Below are 23614 nucleotides of genomic sequence, written 5' to 3' on the forward strand. Positions count from 1 at the left end.
ATAGGAATAAGCAAGCTAACGAGCTCCTACACTTTTACCTGCTGAACAGCTTGTATCATATCCTGGGTCATACCACTCAATATCGAAGACGCATCCGCAACATGGCGCATCTTATCAAGCTGCTGATTCGTTAAATCATGGATGTGATCGGTCTGTTCGGAAACCTCCTTGGCAATATAGGCTATACCGTTGACAGAAGCCGCAACCTCCTCGGAACCAGCAGACATTTGCTGTGCAGCAGCTGATACCTCCTGAATTTGCATCGTAACCAGACGAAACACTTCAACAACACGTTCAAAAGACTGCTCAGCCTGTTCGGATAAGGCGACCCCCTCCTGGATCTCACTCGCGACATCATCCATTTTGTCGCCAATTCGTTGGGATTCCTGTTCAATATTATGGAGCAAGGATGCTATAGATTGCACAGAGGCAAAGGATGCTTCTGCAAGCTTGCGTACTTCTCCAGCGACAACCGCAAACCCTTTCCCGTGCTCACCTGCACGAGCTGCTTCAATGGAAGCATTTAATGCAAGCAGCTTCGTTTGATTGGAAAAATCGGTTATTGCGCTTAAAACATCTTCTATTTTTGACGAATATTGTTTTAAATCAGTAACACTCGCAACAGCTTCCCCGGCCTTTGAAGAAATACTATCAATTTGATGCTTCATCTTAAAGCTCGTATCCTTGCCTGCTGCTGCGACCTCAAGCGCGCTGACCGCCGCATCGGAAACCGTCATTGAAGATTCCGCTATGCGCTGGATACCGACTGCAATCTCCTCCATCGCAAGGGAGCTGTCATCCGCACTCAGCTTTTGGGAACGAGCGCCATTCATAATTTGCTGTATCGTTTCTCTAATAATAGCGTTCATATCCAGCATAACGACAGCGTCCTTCTTAAACCTTGCTGATGAGGAAACCATCTGATCGGAGGTTTGAGCAATCTTGGATACGATCGTGCGTATGATTTCGTTCAAATTTCCTGACATCATGATCATGGCCTGATAGGCAGTTCCAATTTCGTCTTGCGATTTGACTGGGTTCGATAATAAAATGGCTTTGGCCTGTGCCAGATCACCTGTTGCCATACTTTCGGCACTAGAGGTAATCACCCTTAGAGGACGCAGCGCGCGGACAACAAACCACACAATGAATCCAAGACAAACCAGAGTCACGACCAGCATGAGTATGTAAAAGTAAATACTTTTCCCTAAGACATTCATGGTGATACTATCCACAACAGTGGCGGCTGTATCTATACCCAAAACACCAATCAATTTACCGTTTGCATTCATAACCGGTGCATAGGCAGATATGTATTTACCATATTTGGCGTCCTCAATCAAAGGAGAATTAGCATTCTCTCCCATCATAAGAGCTGTTATGGCTTCCTTGGGAATATCGGTTACTTCATTGATCGGTGAAGCCGTTTGCGAGCTGCGCGGCTGACCATCGATCATAAGTTTGGGCTGTTGCTGCTCATCTATCCTGACAAAATACACATACATAGCGCCAATCTGGGTGCGAAAACGGTCTAGCTCTGATCGCAGACTCCAGTAAAGCTCATTTTCTTGTGGATTCGCCAGAAACTCCTCATATGGCCGGGTATCCAGCTGAGCAGCATAGCTATGAGCTGTTCTCATGCCGTTATCGGTAATAACCTCCTGAGCAGCACTCTTCGTGTTGAGGATTTGCAATAAAATATATCCTCCTGACAGCAAAAGAATGACAGCCGTGATCGCAGCTACAATTCGAAGCACTAAATGTTTTCTGAATAATGTGATCATATGAATATTTATCCGCCCTTCTCGCAACCAATATATAGGTAAAGATACTATTTTTCGCACAAAAAAAGAAGCCTTTTCGGCTTCTTTTTTTATATTCCTATGAGACAATTAAAGTTGATTTCATATTGGCATGACCGGTTCCGCAAGGAAGTATGCAATGTACTTCATAAGTACCCGGTTTGTCAAAAGTTACATCAGCCGATTTGGTAGTACCATCCAGCTTTACGTTCAAGCCAACGATTTCCAATGCATGAAGACCTTCTTTGTTCAAAAGAGAAACTGTCACTTTCTCGCCAGCTTTCACTTTATATTCAGTTTGATCAAATTGAAAGTTCGATGCAATGAATTTCAATTGAGGACCGGCATGAGCTTGTGAAGCCATTTCTGACTGACGTACTGAAATATCCTGGAACAACACACCTGCGCCGAGCAAACAGGCCACGATAATACAACTAAACATAATCCACTTTGTCATCAATAAATCCCCCTAAATGTTTTGCGTAAAAATACTTCTTCAAAATTCCATAAAGGAATACATCCGTATACTAACATTGTACCTAATGAAATGGGCTTTACCTATTCCCTTTTGGATGCTTCCGGTGAAAAGTTTGTGACAATTTGCAGTCAGCAACTGGTTACCTTTGACATTCTATCATATTTACGCAAAAAAACAAAAAAACCTCCACCTTATGGCGAAAGTTTAAAAATTACATTTAATAACGACCCACCCGACTTCTGAAACCAAAGCCTGGATGGAGTTTGCTAGTTTCCTTTTCCTGCATTTCACGGATGTCTTTGGTGAGACGGCTGCGGCATGGATAGCACATGTCTTGTTGTCTGATCGGCTCTCTACAGCTATTGCAAGGGTATGTTAAGTTAGGATAGTCGGTAACAGGCAAGCGCTTGTCCTTAATCCAAATGATAATTTGTTTAACAGAAACTCCCACAGCCTCACTCAGCTGTTCAGTAGTTGCTTTACGGTTACTACGGAGATAACGGTCGCAATCGTCGAATTCATTCTGAATATTCTTCACACAATCTTGACATAGATTACGAAGGTTTTTTTGAAATACTTTACCGCAACCGGGACAATTGGCTACCATCAAAATACTCACGATTGTCACTTCCTACCATTCATAATTTAGTTCTATTGAACCAATTATAACACGAAAGTAGGTACTATTACATATCGATTAAAATATTTAAATAAATCATTTACATGACTGAGAAACTACTACACGAATTAATAAGCAAAAACAGATCATAGTATGCTATACTTTCCCAAATTAATTATCGTGATGGAGGGTTGTCCTATGCAGGCGAATACAAACAAAACGGTATTTGGTATTTTGATTGCAGTCAGTATGGTTCATTTGTTAAATGACACCATTCAATCTATCGTTCCCGCCATATTTCCTATTATCAAGGAATCCCTGTCATTGTCTTACTCACAGCTTGGTTTGATCGCATTTGCTTTAAATGTAACGGCTTCTGTGCTTCAGCCTGCTGTTGGTTTATACAGTGACAGAAAGCCTCAGCCTTATCTGCTGCCGCTCGGTGTTGTGGCTACCTTAATCGGTGTTATCGGTATGGCATTCGCGTTCGGTTTCTGGACAATGCTCGGTTCGGCTATCCTTGTCGGGATCGGGTCATCCATATTTCATCCGGAATCAGCTAAGGTTGCTTATTTGGCAGCTGGCGCAAGAAGAGGATTGGCACAAAGCATATTTCAAGTAGGGGGCAATGCGGGGCAAGCTTTGGCACCGATCATGACCGCATTAATATTTGTTCCGTTGGTCAATTTGGAATTATTTGGTTTACCTTATTGGCAGCAATCGCTCTGTCTATTCAAATCTATACAGCAAAATGGTATAGGGGCAATCTGAACCTTAATAGAGTTAAAAAGCGCAGCAGCTCTTCGAAAGGTACGGCTGTTACGAATCGTGGCAAAGTTACTGCTGCCATTTCCATTCTAGTGCTAATCCTCACTTCCAAGATGGCTTATTTGGCTGGGATCACCAGTTTTTATTCGTTTTATCTTATTGAACGCTTTCAGCTTTCTGTACAGGAAGCACAATGGTGTGTATTTGCCTTTTTGGCTGCAGGTGCGGCTGGGACTTTTTTCGGTGGTCCTTTATCCGACCTTTGGGGACGTCGAAACGTTATCTGGTTCTCGATTCTGGGTGCGCTGCCGTTCGCTTTTTTGCTTCCTTACGTTAATTTTCAAATCAGTATCGTTTTCTGCATAATTATCGGCTTTACAATCATGTCGAGCGGTTCTGTTAATGTGGTCTACGCACAAGAATTGCTTCCTGGCAACATTGGAACCGTATCCGGTCTCTTCTTCGGCCTTGCCTTCGGGGCAGGAGGTCTCGGTGCTGCTCTGCTGGGTATGCTGGCAGACTCCACAAGCATCGATTACGTCATTAAGCTGTGTGCGTTCCTACCGCTTCTCGGGCTGCTTGCGATCTTCCTGCCTTCTGACCGTAAGCTTGCCCAATGGGCTACAGAAGCAGAGGCCCGACAGTCAGTTTCCCAATAATCACTGATTCCTTACCTTAATTTTTCCATATTCCACGAAAAAACATCCCGTTCCACTTATCTGTGGTTCGGGATGTTTGTATAAGGCGACAGTTACACTAAACAGTCACTTGAGCAACAAATCTTTTTACAAGCTCAATAAACATCGGCTTCGTCCGATTCGCTACAGCTACGACTTGTTCATGAGTCAAGGGCTCAAGCTCCTCGCCAATCGCCATATCCGTTATGCAGGAAATGCCCAGCACCTTCAAACCACAGTGCCGCGCAGCAGCTACCTCACCTACCGTGGACATGCCGACAGCATCACCGCCCAAACGGGCAAGCATGGTAAGCTCTGCTGGCGGCAAGTAACTCGGTCCGCTAATTCCACTGTAGACACCTTCCTGTAACCGAATAGCGCTATTCTCCTCACGCATTTTTTCAGCTATCGCTTTGGCTAAGACACGATATTCGCGGTTATAAGCTTCTGACATATCCGGGAAGCGAACTCCCAGCTCGGGGTGATTGACACCGATTAATGGATTGTCTCCCGTTAAGTTCAAATGGTCAGAAATCAGCATCAAATCACCTGCTTGAAATTCACGGTTCATCCCGCCTGCCGCATTCGTAATAACCAGCGATTGAACGCCAAGCTGCTTCATCACGTATACCGGAAAAACAACCTTTTTCATCGAGTAGCCCTCATAATAATGAAAACGACCCTGCATCACGATTACTGACTTGCCCTCCAAAGTCCCAATGACAAATTGTCCGGCATGCCCTTCAACGGTCGATACAGGAAAATACGGAATCTCATTGTAGTCGATCCTCAAAGGCGACTCCACCTGATTGGCCATATCGCCGAGACCTGAGCCAAGAACAAGACCTATTTGCGGGACATTGCCTCCAAGACGTTCACGAATCCAGTCAGCAGCCTCATGTATTTGTTGTACGTAATTAGTTTCCAAACCCGTTCAAACTCCTTTCCTCTGTCCATCTGTTATCATGGTTAGCCAAGCTTGGCGACAATTCCGAGAATCAATTTCAGAAACTTCGGTTTGACACGCTCGGTCGTTTCCATGACCTCTTGATGTGACAAAGGCTGATCCAGAATACCAGCAGCCATATTGCTAATGCACGAAAAGCCTAATACTTCAATTCCGGCATGACGCGCTACGATGACCTCAGCTACAGTGGACATACCAACCGCGTCAGCGCCCAGCGTACGCAGCATACGGATTTCTGCAGGGGTTTCATAGGTAGGTCCCGTCAATCCTGCGTAAACACCCTCTGGGAGCTTCAGACCCTGCTCTAAGGCCACCTCATGCGCTGTTTGACGAAGTCTACGGCTGTAAGCTTCCGACATATCCGGGAAGCGGACTCCCAGCTCGCTGAAGTTGGGACCAATCAAAGGATTACGGAATGTAAAATTGATATGATCCTTAATCACCATCAAATCACCTACTTCATACGAGGTGTTCACCCCGCCTGCAGCATTCGTCACGATCAGCGTCTGTACACCGAGCTCCTTCATCACTCTGACCGGAAACGAGACGACATCAACCCCATACCCCTCATACAGATGGAAACGTCCTTTCATCAGCAGCACATGCTTGCCGTGAATGGTGCCCAGCAGCAGCTCGCCTGCATGCCCTTCGACAGTCGACACTGGAAAATGAGGAATTTCATCATAAGTGATAACCGTTGCGTTCTCTACCAAATCAGCGATCACACCCAAGCCGGAACCCAGGATCAGGCCAATTTGTGGTACGGTTGGATATTTTGTGCGAATAAATTCAGCGGCTTCCTTGATGCTACTGAGTATTGTTTGATCTCCCATATCAAAAGCCCCCTTCACAATAAATCTGTCATTGAAATGTTTAACGGTGTAAGGACGATTATGCGTCCTTCTTCAATTCCTCTAAAAAGCTTATTCCGTTTCCAGTCGATGCTACACCAAAATTATCAGCGACCGTTGCGCCTAAATCGGCAAAGGTTTGGCGAATGCCAAGCGAGCCACCCCGCTTCAAGCTCGGGCTGTAGGCAAGCAGAGGCACATATTCCCTAGTGTGATCAGTCCCTGCATGAATCGGATCGTTGCCATGATCAGCGGTTAAAATAAGCAGGTCCTCAGGTCCAATCTGCTCCATAATACGCGGCAGCCACTCGTCAAATTCCCGAAGTGCATCCGCATAACCAATTGGATCACGTCGATGACCGTAGAGGGAATCAAAATCGACCAGATTCGTAAACAGCAAACCATGAAATGGCTGCTTTAATTGCTCGATCGTAGCTTCTATTCCGTCCAGATTACTTTTGGTCGGGCGGGAATGCGTAATGCCTTCCCCTGAAAAAATGTCGTTGATTTTACCAACAGCAATACAATCCAGACCTGACTCCTGCAAATAATTAAGAACAGTAGACTGTGGCGGGCTTACCGCGTAGTCATGACGATTCGGTGTCCGTTTGAAGGCTCCGGGCTTGCCTATGTAGGGACGAGCAATGACACGACCTACCGCATACGGCTCCTCCAAGGTCAATTTGCGTGCAATCTCGCAGCCCCGGTACAGCTCTTCAAGCGGAATAATCTCTTCATGCGCAGCAAGCTGAAAGACGCTATCCGCAGATGTGTAGACAATCCAATCCCCAGTAGCCATTTGTTGTTCCCCAAGCTCATCCAGAATCTCCGTTCCTGAAGCTGGTTTATTGCCAAGCACCTTGCGACCGGTTTCCTGTTCAAAGCGCTGAAGCAATTCATCCGGGAAGCCATCCGGGAATACATTGAATGGAATGCTTACACGAAGTCCTGTTATTTCCCAATGTCCTGTCATCGTATCTTTACCAACTGAAGTTTCAGCCATTTTGCCAAAATAAGCAAGTGGTTGATCTACAGCTTTTATACCTTGAATCGGCGCTATGCGCCCAAGTCCCAATTGCTCCAAGTGGGGCAAGGAAAAGCCTGGGTTACGCTCTGCAATATGGCCAAGCGTATGGGCTCCCACATCACCAAAGCTCGCTGCATCCGGAAGCTCTCCTATGCCAACACTGTCTAACACAATGATGCAAATACGTTGAAAACTCATTTCAGCCACCTCCAATAGAAAGAATCCCACATTTCGCCATTATCGCAAAACAGTGGGTGGTTTGCAAAGCAGTCATTTTGATGCTGAATAGTGCAAATCTTCCTTAAGCATGGCTTCAGCAACTTCATAGCAATTATCCAAATAGGATTTGCCTGCCATATAGGTGATGCCAAAACCTGCCGTAGCCGAGATAGCTTGTCCAATAAAGGGAATATATTTGGATATCTGCTGCGCTGCTACGTGGCCTGCCTGCTTCTCCAGCAAATGTATGACACCTTGGGTAGATACGGATTTGAGAATGTTATTAGCCACATTCGCAAGATGCGGATACAGATGAAGCCTTGACTTCAACTTGTCCTCGGACAGATCGAAATTTTTTCTAATTTGCATAAACATCTTTTGTAGAATACCGATGTCAATGGCAATATTAAGCCCCGGAATCGGATTCAATCCATTTGCAGCGGCAGCGGCAGCCGTCAAGGATATGAACTTTTTACAAGCTTCTTTTTTTTTCTTCAAAAAATCCAGCGAATACGCTTTGGCATTGCGTTCCCATTTGGCTCTTTTGGACGAGGATAGCCTATTTTCGATTTCTTCGATCAGCTCCCCGACTCCTTCTCCGGTTACACAGCTTGTAAAAATAAGCTTCGTATCCATACCATACCGCTGAGCCACCGCTTCGCGAATTTCCGCTTTCAAATCGTCTTTTGTTTTGAGTCTTTTCGTATCGAACAGCGTGTCTGAGTAATTTCTCACAAAAATGCACGGCTTGCCTTTTTCTATAATTTTATTGAATAATTCGTCATCAGCCTGGTGGAATTTTCCTGAAAACACACAAATGAACAGATCATATGTATCCAGCGTAAATCGCTGCCAATATTCATTAGCCGGGAACTGACTCGTTCCAAAACCCGGAAGATCTGTCAGTAGAAGTGAATCATCCTCACCCCATACCACGCTTCCTTCTTCTGTTGTTGTATCTGTACGGGTCGAAACCTCTGCCACATTCTCACCGATAATGGCATTGATCAAGGAAGATTTGCCTGAGCCTGGCTGGCCGAATAAAGCGATATTGATCTTGGTGTTTTTTTCCTTCCCCAGCTCACTTAGTATGTCTTGAATATTATTGAATGATGCAGGATTCAGCTCTGTCATTTTGCAATCACCTCATTCTCATTATGTAGGTCCATTACCCAATCCATTAAGATTCGACATCACACTCTTATATCCTTCGAGACTGAGTTGAAGATTATACAAAAAGCCGCCTATTTGGATTAGGCGGCCTGCTTGAATTACTATACCATTACTGCATATGTTCCCTGCTCTTGGCTCTCGGATGAGCTCGATCGTAAACTTCCTTCATTTTGTTACGATTGACCTGCATATAGATTTGGGTCGTTGATATATCCGCATGGCCGAGCATCTCCTGAACGGACCGCAGATCCGCTCCATTTTCCAATAAATGCACAGCAAACGAATGTCTTAATGTATGAGGTGTTATATCTTTAACAATTTTAGTTTCCGCTGCGTACCGTTTGATTATTTTCCAGAAGCCCTGCCGCGTAATTCTCGTGCCCAGATGACTAACAAACAAAGCTTGCTCGTCTTTGGATTGCTTAAGCAGCTTCGGCCTCATCATATTGATATAGGAGCCAACAAATTCCGCGGCTATGCCTCCAATAGGAATAATCCGTTCCTTAAAAGCTTTTCCCATACAACGGATAAAGCCCATCTCGAGATTCACATTGTCAACATCCAGAGAAATCAGCTCCGAAACTCGAATACCGGTTGCATACAGCAGCTCCAGCATCGCTTTATCCCGCATCCCGTTGGGCGTATTCGTTTGCGGAGAATCCAGCAGCGACTCCATTTCACCGATGGTCAATACATTTGGCGCACGTTTCTCAAGCTTTGGAATCTCCAGCTGCATCGTAGGATCTTGGTCAACGACACGCTGGCGCACAAGAAATTGATAAAACGCACGTATGGAGACAACGGTTCGGGATTGCGTAGCTGCCGCTCGTCCCAGCTGCTTCAGGTGCAGCAAATAGTTAGCTATATGTAATTTTTTAGTGTCCTTTAATGTCTGGAATCCTTGGTCTCCAAGATAATCAAGATACTGGGAAATATCTCTTTTGTAGGATTCCAATGTATTCTTCGACAGTCCCCGCTCCTCGGACAAAAAATGTACAAAGTCTTGCAATTGGTTTTTCATGCAAATTTCCCTTCCTAATGTCAAACGTTCACCACAGATCATCCTGTCTAAACAAATTCAACATGGAAGAGCAGAATCCTTCTTATGCTGCCAAAAGCTTATTCGCCAAGCCAATAAAAAAGCTTTAAGCGTTCACCCATAGGCACCTTATCTGATAACTTAGCATGGTTTTGAAACACTTTCACCGATCCTCCGACCGGCTCCTTGTATCTCTCCACCGGCTTGATCCATTCAGTAACGAACAGCATCATATGATATAAAATTGAAGTCAGAACCAGAAAAAACAAAATATACTTCCCTCGAACTAACCAATCGCGGACATAAATGATCATAGGGTTACCTCCCAAGAGTTTGCGTTAGCAAACTGACTTCGTAAGCGTTAGCTATGGTTTGCGTTAGCAAACTGACTTCGTAAGCGATAGCTGTGGTTTGCGTTAGCAAACTGATTTCGTAAGCGTTAGCTAAGATTGGCGTAAGCAAAACTTCTCTTTCTACCTCTCTCTTACAAGTTCGGTGAATAGAAAGCGGAGCAGCCGGTGTGTTCTGGAGAAGCGGAGCGTTCGCCTTTGTTTCCGAATTTCAACCTATCAATCATTTATACAATTAGGAAATTCGAAAACAACAGCGATCGGAGGAATACTCCGGCCGCGCAGCGACACTTATTCACCAATTCACCAAACTTTCTCCACACATCTCATCTTATGCCTTCCTGTCCACATTTATGTTCCATGTCCCTGAACACCTTTCAGCAGGCTATCCAGATCCACACAAGGTAGCTTCAAGGCTTCCGCGACAGCTGCATGTGTGACATGTCCCTGAAAAGTATTTACTCCTGGCCGCAGCTCAGGATGTACCCTTATTGCTTCTACGAGCCCTTTACCCGCGAGCTCGGAAGCATAGGACAACGTAACATTGGTTAGCGCCATTGTAGACGTCCTTGGCACGGCTCCAGGCATATTCGCAACTGCATAATGAATAACACCATGCTTAACATAAACAGGATCACTATGTGTTGTAACCCGATCGACGGTCTCTATTGTACCTCCCTGATCCACAGCCACATCGACAATAACCGAGCCTTGCTTCATCTGCTGCACCATGTACTCGGTAACCAGCTTCGGCGCTCTTGCACCTGGAATCAGCACAGCCCCGATTAACAAATCCGCTCTCTTCACAGCGCTCGCAATATTGTAGGGACTGGACATTAGTGTGTGAAGCCTGCCTTGAAAAACGTCATCCAGATAGCGCAGCCGTTCTGTACTACGATCGATAATAAGGACATTTGCTCCAAGCCCCATCGCCATCTTGGCAGCATTGGTTCCAACTACCCCACCACCCAGAATAATCACATCGGCAGGAGGCACGCCTGGAACTCCGCCCAGCAATATGCCCCTGCCTCCATTCAAGCGCTCCAAAAACTGCGCCCCGATCTGAACCGACATCCTTCCAGCTACCTCACTCATCGGAGTAAGCAGCGGCAAGCTCCCATTCGTCAATTGGATTGTTTCATATGCGATTCCGGTTACTTGGGCTTTAATGAGCGCTTCGGCAAGCTTGGACTCCGCAGCCAAATGCAAGTAGGTAAACAATAATAAATCCTTTCGGAAGAAGCCGTATTCTTCGGGCATTGGCTCCTTAACCTTCATAATCATGTCGGCTTGACCCCATACATCTGCTGCTTCATCCAGAACTTCAGCACCTTCATTGAGGTAGTCCTGATCTGTAAACCCACTGCCCTCACCTGCTCCTGATTCCACCAACACCCGATGTCCCTGTTCGTATAAATAGGCTGCACCACCCGGTGTTAAGGCTACACGATTTTCGTTATTTTTAATTTCTTTGGGAATTCCTATAGTGCTTTTACGGTATCCTGTCATACATTCCATCTCCTCTCGAAAGATCAGTAGCTTTATTGTATGTTTATCACCCTAATTTCCCCTATTTCTCCATGAATTAATCTCATTTCAACTGGAATCGCCAATCTTTGAAATTGCAGTCTTCAGCATGTTATACTTTTAATATTCATCCTAGCAATCGAAAGGGATTGGCTCTATTTATGAAAAAAATAACATCAGAGCTCCGCAGTTGGGTCAGTTCGATTGGAATTGCTTTTGGTTGTGCCATGTTAATTGGGGTATTCATTATCCAGCCTACCAATGTTCTTGGTCACTCCATGGACCCGACTCTTCATGACGAGCAGCGCATTTTTGTTTCCAAAATCTCGCACACCTTGCATCAAGAACCACAATATGGGGATATCGTCATTATCGACAGCCGGGTAGACCGTCCCCGCAATCTGATTGATGATTTAGCCGAGCATCCCTTGATAACTTTATTTACCGGCAATAGTGACCGTAATTTTTATATTAAACGGGTCATCGGCAAGCCAGGCGACGTGCTTGAATTTAAAGACCATAAGGTATATCGCAATGGGATTGCATTGGACGAGCCTTACTTGAATGAACAAATGAATTATACGTCCGAGCAACCCATAACTGTTCCTGCCAAGCACCTTTTTGTAATGGGAGATAACCGCAACAATAGCAAAGACAGTCGAAGCATTGGATTCATTCCTTTGGATCATGTATTAGGAACCAAGATGTAACGAACCGCAATAACCAATTCTTATTGGCGGCAAAAAACCTTCTCGCACTTGCCTATTTAGCAGCAAGTTGAGAAGGTTTTGTTTGATATTATGAATTGTTTTTGTCGCGGCAGCGATGACAGATGCCCTGAAAATCCAGTCGATGGTCGAGAACTTTAAACCGATACTCGTTCTCAAGCTTCACTTCCAGGTCAGTCAACCAATCTTCCATGATTTCGTCCACAGATCCACACTGCACACAAATTAAATGATGATGATGATGATGATTACTTTCATTACGAAGATCGTAACGGGCCACACCGTCACCGAAATTCATTTTTTCAACCACATGCAGTTCACTTAACAATTCAAGTGTACGATATACAGTTGCAAGGCCAATTTCGGGTGCCTTGTCTTTGACGAGCATGAACACATCCTCGGCGCTAAGATGATCCTCTTCATTTTCCAACAACACACGAACAGTAGCTTCTCGTTGAGGAGTTAGCTTATAGCCATGTGATTGGAGCTGCTGCTTAATTTTTTCGATGCGAGCTTCCATGTTCCTCCCCCTACGGGTTTTGCGATAACAAAACCTGCTACATAAGCTATTGCGCCCCGTTATACATAACAAAATAGACCGGGAAATCAGCTGGGCTTCATCTTATATTATAGGGGGAGGGATGCCGGAAAGTCAAACATTTACGGAGTCATCGTTATCAGCATGGGTGTAACCCACTTCATCATAATCGGTGAAACGCTGGCTTCGAACAAAGCGACGCCGGCCAGCAGCAAGCCGGAAAGTAAAATCGTTCCAGCATAACGCATAAAAGGCTCATAAAACATTCCATTTCGGACCATCAACCGATTCTTGACCAAATGAATGGAAAAAGCAATCGCAGTCACACTGCAAACCCAGATAGCAGGAATGATGATTAAATTTTGCGGTGCAATCGATACAAGCGCAAACAATAGACCCTTCCAGGCGAATTGTCCGACCAGATAGCTGACACTAAAGCCAATCAATACTCCTTTTAAAAAATCAAGGATCAGGATTAATGGGAGCCCGATCACAGACATTCCCAACACCCATATGATTAAAATCCATTTCATATGCAGCCCGAAGGATTGCAGGAACGAAGTCCTGACATCCGTTAACGCCCCCTGCTCCACCGATGAAAAAAAGTTGCCAATGAAGCGCATAATCTCCTGCTTTTGCTCCAAAGACAGCGCGCCGGCCATCACAGTCCCGAAAACAACACCTGTTATAAAGATCACTCCAACAAAGATATACAGCGATAGATGCTCCTTCATATAGAGCTGCAGCGAACGATTACGGTTCATGGTGTTGGCCCCCCTTGCACGATTATAGTACAAGCATATGAGGGAATAGAAACTGATATGACTAACTGGCTTTGTTTTATGGCTTCGAGCTAGCCCTCCTGGACTAGGTACCTAAAGCTTATCCTTCCTTGATGCACTCATTACTTTTCCATATTGTCCTCCACCGCCTGTCCGAAGCGACAACTTATCCTCGCGGGCTTGCACAATAAAATCAGCGATTTCCTCACCTATCGTCTGCGTCAATTCCTCATGGGAGACATGATGTAAAACATACATTTCAGTTCCAAATTTGTCCAATAAAAGATTCAGCTTCTTGGGCCCAAGACCAGGCATGTATTCCAAAGGAATCTGATAGTGATAAGGTGGTCGGTTGGGCGGCTGTGTACTGACTTCTCTGAAAGGAACTGCATGTGCGGTATCCGCTGGCGTCGAACGATCCGAGATATCCAGAATACGATCCATAACACCTCTTACGACTTTCTTGCTGCCGCAAAAGATACATCTGTCAACAGTGGTTTCCCGCTCATCGAGAATCGTATTGCAGGCAGAACAGAAGGTCCGATGATACTTGCCAAGTCGAGGATTCAATCCATAATTAGCTAGTACGAATCTCCCATCCTGCTTCGCAAGAGCTTTGCGCAGCTCTTCAAAATTCGGTTCGGCCAGCTGAAGCAAGTTGTATTCACGGCCGATTTTGGCCAGTGAATGAGCATCGGAATTGGTTAGAAATGTATATCGGTCCAATTCGGATATCGCTCCAGCCATCTCCGAATCTGCGCTTAGGCCAAGCTCAACAGCAGCAATTTTGTCCAGATCCAGCACATGCTCCATCCGTGTGGAGCAGCTGCCGTACATGCTTTTATGAGGGGTAAAGATGTGTGCAGGAACCAGCAATCCGCCGCGGCCCACTACCTCATCCTGCAGCACCTTGGCAGGAACATAGATCCGCTGCGAGCTGAGCCCTACATTTTTCATATGCTTGGACATCCAGCGGGTAAACTCCTGCATAAGTGCAAGCGTAGGCAAATAAGCCAACAAATGTGCAGTTCCCATACCGGGATCACGAACTTCAATCTCACTGCCCAATATGACCGTAGCCTGCTGGTAGCGAATTCCTCCGGCAGCAAGCTCCTCCATCTCGCCCTTATCCAAATATTGCTGCATTTCCCGCTGGACTGAAGGGGACTGGCAATCGATAATACCGACCATATCCATTCCTTTTCGATAGGATGCTTCACGGGCAATGTTATAAAACGTCAGATCCTTGGAGCCGCTGATTTTCACGGCCTGGCCTTCTTCAGTTCGTCCAATATGGATGTGGAGGTCTGCGTAAAACGGTCTCAAATCCATCTTAAAAGCTTCCTGTCAGCTTATATGTCTGCCATGCGTACAAAGCGGTAATGGTTTTGGCATCGCTAATTCGCTGCTCACGCATATATTGCTGGGCCTGCTCAAGCGTGATGCTCTCCACATCAAGAAATTCATCTTCATCCAGTTGTGCGTCACCTTTGGTTAATTGATCTGCAACGTACAAATGAATAATTTCATCCGCAAAGCCGGGAGAGGTGTAAAACGAGCATAACAGCTTCATCGTATCACAGCTATACCCTGTTTCTTCCTTCAGCTCCCGCTTTGCTGCTTCCAAAGGATCTTCACCCGCATCAAGCTTCCCTGCCGGAATTTCGATCTGGTTTCTTTCCAGCGGCTTGCGATACTGCTCTACAACGAGCATCTTATCATCCACTATTGCCAATACAGCTACAGCTCCAGGATGCTTCACGATCTCTCTTGTTGCTGTTTTGCCATTAGGGAGACGAACTGTATCCACCTGCAGTGAAATGACTTTTCCCTGGAAAATCGGTTGTGTAGACAGGGTAACTTCTTCAAATTTATTATTATTTATTTGCGACATTATCGATTCCTCCGTTTTAAAAAACACAATTTGCTGTAATACAAATAACAGGCACTTGATTTAAGTTTAAGTATATCATAGTCACTTCCTCGTTTTATAGCAGGGTTCATGGACTCCTATTTTATTATTGACATAATTGCTCCCGACAGCTCATACGGTGTAAAGAACCTATTTTACCGGAAAAGAGGGACAAGATCATGAAAACCTATGTATCGGAAAAACAGATTAGTATGGTTGGACAAGTATGGGAAATCCGCAGATATTTGGAATTGGCGCAGCAAAAGCGTTCCGAGGATACGAGCCTTTTAACCTATTTGGCGGAGCAAACCGATTATGCACACACAGCTGCATCCACGTTTGGTTCAAGTAAGGGGTTTAGTTCCGAGTCTCCAGCCAGTAATCCCATGCAGCCTCCACAGCCGTCCCTATTCCTGCAAAATATGTAGGGTCATCTGACAATCCCCTTCCCATTGTAAGGACAGGTAAGGAATATGAGTCCATAGAAGCCTCCCAGAGGGTCGTAGAGATTGGCGTACGCCATTCAAGCTCATGCTTGTTCACTAGCAAGGCTTGCTCTGCTTGCTGTCTTAGGTACGCACCTTGTTCTTGTGGAAGGTTAGGCAGAACTACCTTGCATCGGGTAGCGGTGATTTCTTGCAAAACAGTTAAGGTATGATGACTGATTCCATGATGTCTGGGACGTGAATCGGTGAAGCTGATTCTGGGAATAAGCCATGGAAAGCCCCCCAAAGCAACTGATGCATTCATCAACTCGCCCGTCTCCAATCCGCTGAAGCCCAATCTCGTACCCGTCCCGACATTTCCCGGTCCCATCGTTACGATTACGATGTCGGCCTGCAATACATGCTTAGCCGCTAACAACGCGGTATATTTATTAACGGCCTCTACATCTCCCCCATATGCTTGACCATATGTCACCGTACCCACAAGCCAGTTCAGCTTGCGCAGCTCAGCTGTATGGCGGCTGAAGGCCATCGGCAGTGCGCCCCCATCCGACATCACATAGGCAATACGACAAGTTATTCCGTATTCACGCGATAGCTGGAGAAGTCGACATACCGCAGCAGGCAGCATGCTGTGCAGCTCACCAATCAGAACCGCCATCCCCTGTAGTGATTGTTTATTTAAATACACTTGGTGATAAGGACTAGCTGGCTCCTCTACCGCTAGCATTGGTCGCTGAAGCGATGTGTAACGCAACTTCATAATATGCCCATGGTCGCGATCTATTGGTTTCGTTCCGGATATTAAGTGTTCATATGAGGCTTGTTCTAATGCCGGTAAAGTATATCCCCAACAGGCTTCTTCGACATTTCTGGGCAAAATCGCATGCACGATATGATACCCTCCAGTACCTAATTTTAATGAAATGGCCGTTGTATTCAGCAGCACTTGGTCGTTCACAGCCAACTCAGGATATTCGTCCGTGTAGTGAATGGCTTTGCTAACAGAACCATCCCTCATCAAGACGTTAAGCTCTTGCAGGCCATCGCGGCTTGCCAGAATTTGACTAACTGCAGCAATTTCCCATAGCACTTGGACTCATCCTCCCACAGCTTTCTTTTCCAGCTTGCCTTCACTGTGTTTTAATTATATGAAGGCTTGGATAGTTGGATGATTAACAACAAACAACAATTAAGAGATTTTCAAAAATAAAAGAAAATGGAGCTCATTTCTGCAGCAAAAAACCGTCAGCCCAGATTCTGGAGTGACGGCTTGCTTATAAACAATTTTCAATCTAGAGTATTACTGTTCAGCCACATCTTTAATAATTTGTACCACAGCTTCCGCTACCTTTACCATATCCTTAATCGCGATTTGCTCTGCTGTTGTATGAATATGCTCGTAGCCAACAGCCAAATTCACGGTTGGAACTCCCATGCCGTTGAAAACATTGGCATCGCTGCCTCCACCAGAATGGAACGTTCTAGGACTCAGACCGATTTTTCTCATTGCTTCCATGGCGAGCTTCACAACCGGAGCTTCTTCGTCGAACATAAATGCCGGATAAATTACCTCGCTATGAAAATCAAGCTTGGCTCCCATCTCTGCCGCCGCTTCCTTACATGCTTTATGCATGGCTTCTACCTGACGATCCAGCTTATCCTGAACGATACTGCGTGCCTCGCCCTCAAGCTCCACACGGTCCACTACAATATTCGTAGCGCCATTCACACCACCGGCGAATCGGCCGATATTGGCAGTTGTTTCTTTATCGATACGTCCAAGCGGCATCCTCGAAATCGCCTTGCTTGCTACTGTTATAGCACTAATACCGGCTTCGGGATTAACCCCTGCATGTGCTGATCGTCCGGAGAAACCTATGATGATTTTGGCTTGTGTAGGCGCCGCTACTGCAATGTCGCCAATTTGTCCGTTGGAATCAAGAGCATATCCAAAATCAGCTTCCATCCAGCTCGGATCCATCGCACGAGCACCCTTCAACCCGGATTCCTCACCCGCTGTAATCACAAACTGGATTTGACCGTGCTTGATGTTCTGTTCCTTTAATACCCGGATAGCTTCCAACATCGCGGCCAGGCCTGCTTTATCATCGCTACCGAGAATAGTGGTTCCATCACTGCGGATAATTCCATCCTCACCAATCTGTGGCTTGATACCCTTTCCTGGTGTTACTGTATCCATGTGTGAAGTGAAAAATAATTTCGGAACCTCAGCGTCCGTTGTTGCAGCCAAAGTGCAAATCAGGTTACCGGAGCCATGTCCGATCTGAGCCGCGACATCATCCTCCACTACCTTTAACCCAAGCGCTGTAAACTTTTGCTTCAAGACCTGGCTGATTTCCTGCTCGAAACGAGTTTCACTATCCACCTGAACCAATTCAATGAATTCCGACACCAATCTTTTTTCCTGAATCATCTCTTTCCTCCTCAGCATGATTTAAGTTAAAATAGAATTATACGACAAGCCCATATAAGGAGTTGAAATTCATGCGCAACAAGCTGTTATTCAAAATTATTATTTACGCAATGTTAGCATCCATGCTATTGTCCACTTTATTGTTTTCCTTAAATTCGTTTTTGTAGAAAAAACTCAACTAGTACAATTTGGTTTCCTGATTATAGGATTCCAAATTTTCTTTGATCCGCTGCAGGAATCGTCCGCATATGACTCCGTCAAGGATCCGATGATCCAGGGACAAGCACAGGTTCACCATGGACCGCACTGCGAGCATATCCTGAATGACAACCGGTTTTTTCACAATGGATTCAAAGGTGACAATAGCCGCTTGTGGATAATTGATAATAGGATAAGACAAAATTGAACCAAAAGCTCCTGTGTTATTAACCGTAAACGTACCGCCCTGCATATCATTCAGCGTCAATTTGCCGGCTCTGGCTTTTCGGGACAACTCGTCGATTTCCCGGGCTAGACCGGCAATGCTTTTTTGATCAGCTTTTTTGATTACCGGATTGACGACAAAATCCTCCGTTCCAACAAGAAGCGTAAGATTGATATCGCGTTTTACGATAATTTTGTCAACGGCCCAAACCGAGTTCATAATCGGGAAATCTTTAAGTGCACTGACAACAGCCTTCAGCAAAAAGGAAAGATAGGTCAGGTTGATACCTTCCTGCTTTCTGAAATCGTCCTTCAGCTTATTGCGGAGCTGCACCAGATTCGTAACGTCAACTTCAATCATCGTCCAAGCATGAGGGATTTCGCTCACACTTTGGCGAGTACGGCTGGCAATCATATTCCGGATCGGTGTTACATCAATAAAGTATTCATTCCCTGGTTCTCCAGAAGGCTCTTCCACTTCAACCTTAGGCAAAGTCGGATTCTCTGAGAGGTGAATACCCGTCGTTCTCACTCTATCTCTGATTTTCTTGGCTTGGTCTGCTTCCTCAGCAGCTGCCCCATTTGCATTTGACCGCTCTGATGCCGGAAGGCTTGTATGTGCGGTGTTCGTCTTCTGCGTGCTGGCATACTCCTCGATATCCTTACGAGTGATGCGACCGCCTAAACCCGTGCCTTGAACATTCTCAAGACGAACCCCATAATCTCCTGCAAGCTTTAATACCGCAGGTGAATAACGACCTCGCATGCTGGTATCTGCGCCCTCAGGAGCTTGAAAAGTAGTACTGCTTGCAACTGATCGGGTCTGCTCCGGCGTTGTAGATGCTGCCTCCTTTTGAAGGCTGGACGGCTCTTCGATCAGACATATCGCTTCACCTACAGCAGCAGTCTCACCATCACCTACCAAAATTTGCACTAATCGCCCTGCAATTGGAGAAGGCATTTCTGTGGTTACTTTCTCGGTAATTAATTCGCATAATGCATCGTATTCCTCTATGTAATCACCGGGCTGTTTGAGCCATTTACCGATGGTCGCCGCAACAAGACTTTCCGCCAGATGCGGAACGGTCACTTCGGTTCCTCGTGTGTTTGGATTCATTGGGTTTCCCTCCTAAGGACTTTCTGTTAAGAAAGTCTTTATCGTAAGCGTAAACTAAGTTTTCCGTAGGAAAACTATCTTCGTAAGCATGGGCTGACTTTCTGTTAAGAAAGTCTTCATCGTAAGCGTAAACTTGGTTTTCCGTAGGAAAACTATCTTCGTAAGCATAACCTAAAATAAGGCAAGCTCCCGCATAGCATCCTTAATTTTATCCGAACTAAGCAAGTAAAACTTTTCCATCGGGGGATTCATGCCAACAGCCGGTACATCGGGAGCACATAATCTACGGATAGGAGCATCCAGCTCAAACAGCATTTCTTCAGCAATGATTGCTGATACTTCAGCACCAACGCCGCCTGTTTTGTTATCTTCATGAATAATCAATACCTTACCGGTTTTAGCAGCTGCTTCAAGAACTGCCTCCTTATCCAGAGGCTGAAGTGTCCGCAGATCCAAAATGTGTGCGCTAATGCCTTCCTTGCTAAGCTCTTCTGCCGCTTGCAGCGCATAATTCACCGTGATACCGTAGGAGATCACCGTAATATCAGTACCCTGCCGCTTGACATCCGCTTTGCCGATTTCCACGATGTAGTCTCCATCCGGAACTTCTCCTGTAATGCCAAGGTAGCATTTTTTATGCTCAAAATATAGAACCGGGTCCGCGTCTCGAATTGCCGCCTTCATGAGTCCCTTCGCGTCGTACGGGTTAGAGGGTGCTACCATCTTTAAACCAGGTGTTCCGAAAAAAACCGACTCTGGGCATTGTGAATGATATAGAGCACCGCCTCCTGTAGCGCCATAAGGAGCACGAATAACAATGGGACAATTCCAGTCATTGTTAGACCGGTAACGAATACGTGCCGCTTCACTAATAATTTGATTTGTTGCAGGAAATATAAAGTCGGCAAACTGCATTTCAGCAATTGGCTTCATACCGTACATTGCCGCACCGATAGCGACACCCGTAATCGCAGATTCTGCCAAAGGTGTATCCATTACCCGTTCTTCACCAAATTTGTCGCGTAAACCCTTGGTAGCATTCAGTACGCCGCCCTTGCCAACGTCCTCGCCTAGTACGAATACATTCTCGTCCCGTTCCATCTCTTCCTGCATGGCAGAGCGTATGGCCTCCAAATAAGTAATAACTGCCATTACAGCACCTCCCCTTCTTCTGCATACACATGGCGCAGCGTATCCTCAGGTAAAGGAAAGGGAGCCTGATCTGCATAATGCGTAGCATCGGTTATTTCCAGCTTAAGCTTCTCCATTAGCTCTTCCTCTTGCTCATCACTCCATAATCCGCAATCGACCAAATATTTACGATATAGCGGAATACCATCCTTTGCCCGATTCTCATCGACCTCTTCCTTCGAACGATACAACATGTCATCGTCAGATGTAGAGTGCGGTGAAATTCGGTACATAACCGCCTCAATCAAAGTAGGACCATCGCCACGAATAGCCCGCTCACGCGCTTCCTTCATGACTCGATACACCTCAAGCGCATCATTGCCGTCAACCTTGACTCCTGGGAATCCGTATCCGTTAGCCCGTTCAGCAATGCTCCCGGAAATTTGCTTATGCAGCGGAACAGAAATGGCATACTGATTGTTTTCGCACATAAAAATCGCGGGCAGCTTATGAACACCGGCAAAATTGCAGCCCTCATGAAAATCCCCCTGGTTGCTTGATCCTTCACCAAAGGTAGCAAAAGCGACAAAATCCTGCTTCTTCATTTTGGCAGCCAAAGCAAAACCAACCGCATGAGGAACCTGTGTCGTTACAGGGCTTGAGCCCGTCACAATATTCAGCTTCTTATGTCCAAAATGACCCGGCATCTGGCGTCCTCCGCTGTTCGGGTCCTCGGCCTTGGCAAACACAGACAGCATCAATTCTCGCAAGCTCATTCCAATCGAAAGCACAAATCCATAATCACGGTAGTAAGGAAGAAAATAGTCCTTGCCTTTCTCCAAAGCAAATGCGGCAGCAACCTGTGCAACCTCTTGCCCAATACCCGAAACGTGAAACCCGATCTTACCCGACCGCTGCAATAAAAAGCCGCGTTCATCAAACTTTCTTGCTTTTTGCATATATGTGTACATCTCAACTGCGCGCTCATCTGATAATCCCAGCTTGCGGTGCTTCATCATTTGTCCGATGGACATGGACGTAACCCCTCTCCACAATAAACTTAATACCAGGTACTAATACTTGGCACTATATATATTATAAACCGTTTCAATGATGAAAACAATTGTTACATGTTAATAGCTCGTCCATCGACTGCAAGCATAGCTTCGCCTAGAGCCTCGGAAAGGGTCGGGTGTGGGTGAATGGTTTGTCCAACCTCCCAGGCCGTAGCGTTCAATAATTGAGCCAAGGCCGCCTCGGATATGTAGTCAGTAACATGGGCACCAATCATATGCACACCTAGTATATCGTTCGTCAGCTTATCAGCTACTACTTTCACAAAACCGTCCTGCTCACCCTGTACTAGAGCTTTTCCCAATACGGAATAAGGGAACTTACCAATCTTCACTTCATGCCCCTTTTCAACAGCCTGTGCTTCTGTCCAGCCGATCGATGCTGCCTCTGGTCTTGTATAAATACAACGAGGCACTTGATGGGCCTCTTGGTGATGAGGCTTCTGGCCGCTTGCATGCTCTACAGCCCTAATCCCTTCATGTCCAGCCACATGTGCAAGCTGAAGACCGCCGATGCAGTCCCCAATTGCATAAATGTGTGCTTCAGCCGTCTGCAGATTGTCATTTACACGAATAACGCCGCCAGCAAGCTTAACATCCGTATTTTCCAAGCCTATTCCCTCAATATTCGCCTGACGACCAACACAAACCAATACCTTATCCGCCTGAAGTACTCTGTGCTCGCCCTTGCGTTCGACTTCAAGATTCGCATGTCCAGACTCCACCTTGACTGTTTCCGTAAGCACAGCAGCGTCTGTGATGATTTGAACGCCTCTCTTTTTCAGCAGTCGCTCCATTTCCTTAGACACATCGGCGTCCTCAGTGGGTAGTAGCCTTGATGCATATTCAACAACAGTAACCTTAACACCAAAATCATTTAACATCGAAGCCCATTCCATACCAATAACACCGCCGCCGATAATAATCATCGATTCGGGTAATTGCTCCATCTGTAATGCGTCATCACTATTCAATATATGATTACCGTCTGTAGCCAGACCAGGAAGTGTACGGGGCCTTGAGCCTGTTGCAATAATAAGCTTGTCCGGGACAAGAGTCACGATTTCACCGTCCGCCTGTTCAACTGAAATCGAACCACTGCGAGGTGAGAAAATGGAAGGTCCAATAATTCTACCGTTTCCATAAACAACATGTATGTTATGTTTTTTCATTAAATACTGGACACCTTTATGCATTTGCTCAACAATGCCTGCTTTGCGGGATTGAACCTTAGGAAAATTCAGCTGCACAGAAGCCGCTTCGATCCCAAACTTCTCGCTTTCCTGCATCGTTGCATAAATTTCTGCACTGCGCAAAAGAGCTTTGCTTGGAATGCAGCCTCGATGCAGACATGTCCCTCCGAGCTTCTCCCGTTCCACGACGGCGACCGTTTTTCCTAATTGAGCTGCCCGAATGGCGGCAATATATCCACCCATCCCTCCTCCAAGGATAACGATATCAAAAGCTTGCGTCATGTAAAAACCTCCTAAAATGTTTGCGAAGTAGTATTCTTTTGTAACATCTGCTTTG

At 45.7% G+C, this 23614-nt stretch carries 25 protein-coding genes; 5 read left to right on the forward strand and 20 right to left on the reverse strand.

The window, feature by feature from the left end; genetic code table 11:
- Positions 1-26: 26 nt before the first annotated feature.
- The 3 genes from BM210_RS05000 to BM210_RS05010 form a co-directional block, all read right to left on the reverse strand.
- A complete protein-coding gene (locus tag BM210_RS05000; RefSeq protein ID WP_091165162.1) occupies positions 27-1784 on the reverse strand; it encodes a methyl-accepting chemotaxis protein in 1758 nt (585 codons plus the stop codon).
- Between the two features lie 97 nt (positions 1785-1881).
- Complete coding sequence (locus BM210_RS05005; protein ID WP_091165164.1) at positions 1882-2259, reverse strand: cupredoxin domain-containing protein; 378 nt, start codon at positions 2257-2259, stop codon at positions 1882-1884.
- A 238-nt stretch (positions 2260-2497) separates the two neighbouring features.
- Positions 2498-2899, reverse strand: coding sequence for a flagellar protein (locus BM210_RS05010; RefSeq protein WP_091165166.1), 402 nt, complete (start codon positions 2897-2899; stop codon positions 2498-2500).
- A gap of 198 nt (positions 2900-3097) precedes the next feature.
- On the opposite strand from BM210_RS05010, the gene BM210_RS36170 reads away from it, so the two are divergent.
- Together BM210_RS36170 and BM210_RS36175 are read left to right on the forward strand one after the other, a co-directional pair.
- On the forward strand, positions 3098-3670 hold the full coding sequence (locus BM210_RS36170) for an MFS transporter (RefSeq protein ID WP_371263425.1): 573 nt from the start codon (positions 3098-3100) through the stop codon (positions 3668-3670).
- Positions 3610-4326: an MFS transporter gene (locus BM210_RS36175; RefSeq protein ID WP_371263426.1), complete on the forward strand. Its 717-nt coding sequence runs from the start codon at positions 3610-3612 to the stop codon at positions 4324-4326. The genes BM210_RS36170 and BM210_RS36175 overlap by 61 nt, the downstream gene beginning before the upstream one ends.
- Positions 4327-4423: 97 nt before the next feature.
- On the opposite strand, the gene BM210_RS05020 is transcribed toward BM210_RS36175, so the two are convergent.
- The 7 genes from BM210_RS05020 to ald form a co-directional block, all read right to left on the reverse strand.
- Positions 4424-5272, reverse strand: a complete 849-nt coding sequence (locus BM210_RS05020) for a purine-nucleoside phosphorylase (RefSeq protein WP_091165168.1) — start codon at positions 5270-5272, stop codon at positions 4424-4426.
- 41 nt (positions 5273-5313) lie between these two features.
- Positions 5314-6144, reverse strand: a complete 831-nt coding sequence (locus BM210_RS05025) for a purine-nucleoside phosphorylase (RefSeq protein ID WP_091165170.1) — start codon at positions 6142-6144, stop codon at positions 5314-5316.
- A gap of 58 nt (positions 6145-6202) precedes the next feature.
- Complete coding sequence (gene deoB, locus BM210_RS05030) at positions 6203-7387, reverse strand: phosphopentomutase (protein ID WP_091165172.1); 1185 nt, start codon at positions 7385-7387, stop codon at positions 6203-6205.
- A 72-nt stretch (positions 7388-7459) separates the two neighbouring features.
- Positions 7460-8542 (reverse strand): GTPase domain-containing protein, encoded by a 1083-nt coding sequence (locus BM210_RS05035; RefSeq protein WP_091165175.1) that lies wholly within the window; start codon positions 8540-8542, stop codon positions 7460-7462.
- A 148-nt stretch (positions 8543-8690) separates the two neighbouring features.
- Complete coding sequence (xerD, locus tag BM210_RS05040) at positions 8691-9602, reverse strand: site-specific tyrosine recombinase XerD (protein ID WP_091165178.1); 912 nt, start codon at positions 9600-9602, stop codon at positions 8691-8693.
- A gap of 98 nt (positions 9603-9700) precedes the next feature.
- A complete protein-coding gene (locus BM210_RS05045; protein WP_091165181.1) occupies positions 9701-9934 on the reverse strand; it encodes a DUF4227 family protein in 234 nt (77 codons plus the stop codon).
- 387 nt (positions 9935-10321) lie between these two features.
- The gene (gene ald / locus BM210_RS05050; protein ID WP_091165183.1) at positions 10322-11479 is read right to left on the reverse strand and encodes an alanine dehydrogenase; all 1158 of its coding nucleotides are present in this window, start codon (positions 11477-11479) and stop codon (positions 10322-10324) included.
- Positions 11480-11658: 179 nt separating this feature from the next.
- On the opposite strand from ald, the gene lepB reads away from it, so the two are divergent.
- The gene (lepB, locus tag BM210_RS05055) at positions 11659-12207 is read left to right on the forward strand and encodes a signal peptidase I (protein ID WP_091165186.1); all 549 of its coding nucleotides are present in this window, start codon (positions 11659-11661) and stop codon (positions 12205-12207) included.
- An 88-nt stretch (positions 12208-12295) separates the two neighbouring features.
- Here lepB and BM210_RS05060 read toward each other — a convergent pair whose 3' ends face one another.
- The 4 genes from BM210_RS05060 to BM210_RS05075 all read right to left on the reverse strand — a co-directional run bounded on the left by BM210_RS05060 (position 12296) and on the right by BM210_RS05075 (position 15439).
- Positions 12296-12745: a ferric iron uptake transcriptional regulator gene (locus BM210_RS05060; protein WP_091165188.1), complete on the reverse strand. Its 450-nt coding sequence runs from the start codon at positions 12743-12745 to the stop codon at positions 12296-12298.
- Positions 12746-12885: 140 nt separating this feature from the next.
- On the reverse strand, positions 12886-13527 hold the full coding sequence (gene spoIIM, locus BM210_RS05065) for a stage II sporulation protein M (protein ID WP_091165190.1): 642 nt from the start codon (positions 13525-13527) through the stop codon (positions 12886-12888).
- 111 nt (positions 13528-13638) lie between these two features.
- Positions 13639-14877: an endonuclease Q family protein gene (locus BM210_RS05070; protein ID WP_091165193.1), complete on the reverse strand. Its 1239-nt coding sequence runs from the start codon at positions 14875-14877 to the stop codon at positions 13639-13641.
- A gap of 1 nt (position 14878) precedes the next feature.
- Positions 14879-15439: an NUDIX hydrolase gene (locus BM210_RS05075; RefSeq protein WP_091165195.1), complete on the reverse strand. Its 561-nt coding sequence runs from the start codon at positions 15437-15439 to the stop codon at positions 14879-14881.
- 197 nt (positions 15440-15636) lie between these two features.
- Between BM210_RS05075 and mciZ the strand changes: the two genes are divergently transcribed.
- The gene (gene mciZ / locus BM210_RS05080; RefSeq protein WP_091165197.1) at positions 15637-15885 is read left to right on the forward strand and encodes a Z-ring formation inhibitor MciZ; all 249 of its coding nucleotides are present in this window, start codon (positions 15637-15639) and stop codon (positions 15883-15885) included.
- Here the strand turns inward: mciZ and BM210_RS05085 are convergent.
- Together BM210_RS05085 and BM210_RS05090 are read right to left on the reverse strand one after the other, a co-directional pair.
- Positions 15815-16996, reverse strand: a complete 1182-nt coding sequence (locus BM210_RS05085; protein WP_091165200.1) for a DUF3866 family protein — start codon at positions 16994-16996, stop codon at positions 15815-15817. The genes mciZ and BM210_RS05085 overlap by 71 nt on opposite strands.
- A gap of 210 nt (positions 16997-17206) precedes the next feature.
- Positions 17207-18340 (reverse strand): M20/M25/M40 family metallo-hydrolase, encoded by a 1134-nt coding sequence (locus tag BM210_RS05090; protein WP_091165201.1) that lies wholly within the window; start codon positions 18338-18340, stop codon positions 17207-17209.
- Positions 18341-18411: 71 nt separating this feature from the next.
- Here BM210_RS05090 and prli42 point away from each other — a divergent pair, with 71 nt between their 5' ends.
- Positions 18412-18507: a stressosome-associated protein Prli42 gene (gene prli42, locus BM210_RS34650; RefSeq protein WP_177237633.1), complete on the forward strand. Its 96-nt coding sequence runs from the start codon at positions 18412-18414 to the stop codon at positions 18505-18507.
- An 11-nt stretch (positions 18508-18518) separates the two neighbouring features.
- Here prli42 and BM210_RS05095 read toward each other — a convergent pair whose 3' ends face one another.
- The 4 genes from BM210_RS05095 to lpdA form a co-directional block, all read right to left on the reverse strand.
- Positions 18519-19880 carry a dihydrolipoamide acetyltransferase family protein gene (locus BM210_RS05095; RefSeq protein ID WP_091165204.1) on the reverse strand — a complete coding sequence of 454 codons (1362 nt, stop codon included), beginning with the start codon at positions 19878-19880 and terminating at the stop codon, positions 18519-18521.
- 171 nt (positions 19881-20051) lie between these two features.
- Positions 20052-21032 carry an alpha-ketoacid dehydrogenase subunit beta gene (locus BM210_RS05100; RefSeq protein WP_091165206.1) on the reverse strand — a complete coding sequence of 327 codons (981 nt, stop codon included), beginning with the start codon at positions 21030-21032 and terminating at the stop codon, positions 20052-20054.
- Positions 21032-22045 carry a thiamine pyrophosphate-dependent dehydrogenase E1 component subunit alpha gene (locus tag BM210_RS05105; RefSeq protein WP_091165209.1) on the reverse strand — a complete coding sequence of 338 codons (1014 nt, stop codon included), beginning with the start codon at positions 22043-22045 and terminating at the stop codon, positions 21032-21034. Before BM210_RS05105 ends, BM210_RS05100 begins: the two co-directional genes overlap by 1 nt.
- 92 nt (positions 22046-22137) lie before the next feature.
- Positions 22138-23559 carry a dihydrolipoyl dehydrogenase gene (gene lpdA / locus BM210_RS05110; RefSeq protein WP_091165211.1) on the reverse strand — a complete coding sequence of 474 codons (1422 nt, stop codon included), beginning with the start codon at positions 23557-23559 and terminating at the stop codon, positions 22138-22140.
- Between the last annotated feature and the right edge of the window lie 55 nt (positions 23560-23614).

The sequence above is a fragment of the Paenibacillus sp. 1_12 genome (assembly GCF_900114475.1).
Lineage (GTDB): Bacteria > Bacillota > Bacilli > Paenibacillales > NBRC-103111 > Paenibacillus_S.

What these genes read in the sequence shown, in the direction of transcription:
- BM210_RS05000 (WP_091165162.1), bottom strand. Translation starts at nt 1,784, where the DNA reads ATGATCACATTATTCAGAAAACATTTAGTGCTTCGAATTGTAGCTGCG.
- BM210_RS05005 (WP_091165164.1), bottom strand. Translation starts at nt 2,259, where the DNA reads ATGACAAAGTGGATTATGTTTAGTTGTATTATCGTGGCCTGTTTGCTC.
- BM210_RS36170 (WP_371263425.1), top strand. Translation starts at nt 3,098, where the DNA reads ATGCAGGCGAATACAAACAAAACGGTATTTGGTATTTTGATTGCAGTC.
- BM210_RS05025 (WP_091165170.1), bottom strand. Translation starts at nt 6,144, where the DNA reads ATGGGAGATCAAACAATACTCAGTAGCATCAAGGAAGCCGCTGAATTT.
- deoB (WP_091165172.1), bottom strand. Translation starts at nt 7,387, where the DNA reads ATGAGTTTTCAACGTATTTGCATCATTGTGTTAGACAGTGTTGGCATA.
- BM210_RS05035 (WP_091165175.1), bottom strand. Translation starts at nt 8,542, where the DNA reads ATGACAGAGCTGAATCCTGCATCATTCAATAATATTCAAGACATACTA.
- xerD (WP_091165178.1), bottom strand. Translation starts at nt 9,602, where the DNA reads ATGAAAAACCAATTGCAAGACTTTGTACATTTTTTGTCCGAGGAGCGG.
- BM210_RS05045 (WP_091165181.1), bottom strand. Translation starts at nt 9,934, where the DNA reads ATGATCATTTATGTCCGCGATTGGTTAGTTCGAGGGAAGTATATTTTG.
- ald (WP_091165183.1), bottom strand. Translation starts at nt 11,479, where the DNA reads ATGACAGGATACCGTAAAAGCACTATAGGAATTCCCAAAGAAATTAAA.
- lepB (WP_091165186.1), top strand. Translation starts at nt 11,659, where the DNA reads ATGAAAAAAATAACATCAGAGCTCCGCAGTTGGGTCAGTTCGATTGGA.
- BM210_RS05060 (WP_091165188.1), bottom strand. Translation starts at nt 12,745, where the DNA reads ATGGAAGCTCGCATCGAAAAAATTAAGCAGCAGCTCCAATCACATGGC.
- spoIIM (WP_091165190.1), bottom strand. Translation starts at nt 13,527, where the DNA reads ATGAACCGTAATCGTTCGCTGCAGCTCTATATGAAGGAGCATCTATCG.
- BM210_RS05070 (WP_091165193.1), bottom strand. Translation starts at nt 14,877, where the DNA reads ATGGATTTGAGACCGTTTTACGCAGACCTCCACATCCATATTGGACGA.
- BM210_RS05075 (WP_091165195.1), bottom strand. Translation starts at nt 15,439, where the DNA reads ATGTCGCAAATAAATAATAATAAATTTGAAGAAGTTACCCTGTCTACA.
- mciZ (WP_091165197.1), top strand. Translation starts at nt 15,637, where the DNA reads ATGAAAACCTATGTATCGGAAAAACAGATTAGTATGGTTGGACAAGTA.
- BM210_RS05090 (WP_091165201.1), bottom strand. Translation starts at nt 18,340, where the DNA reads ATGATTCAGGAAAAAAGATTGGTGTCGGAATTCATTGAATTGGTTCAG.
- prli42 (WP_177237633.1), top strand. Translation starts at nt 18,412, where the DNA reads ATGCGCAACAAGCTGTTATTCAAAATTATTATTTACGCAATGTTAGCA.
- BM210_RS05095 (WP_091165204.1), bottom strand. Translation starts at nt 19,880, where the DNA reads ATGAATCCAAACACACGAGGAACCGAAGTGACCGTTCCGCATCTGGCG.
- BM210_RS05100 (WP_091165206.1), bottom strand. Translation starts at nt 21,032, where the DNA reads ATGGCAGTTATTACTTATTTGGAGGCCATACGCTCTGCCATGCAGGAA.
- BM210_RS05105 (WP_091165209.1), bottom strand. Translation starts at nt 22,045, where the DNA reads ATGTCCATCGGACAAATGATGAAGCACCGCAAGCTGGGATTATCAGAT.
- lpdA (WP_091165211.1), bottom strand. Translation starts at nt 23,559, where the DNA reads ATGACGCAAGCTTTTGATATCGTTATCCTTGGAGGAGGGATGGGTGGA.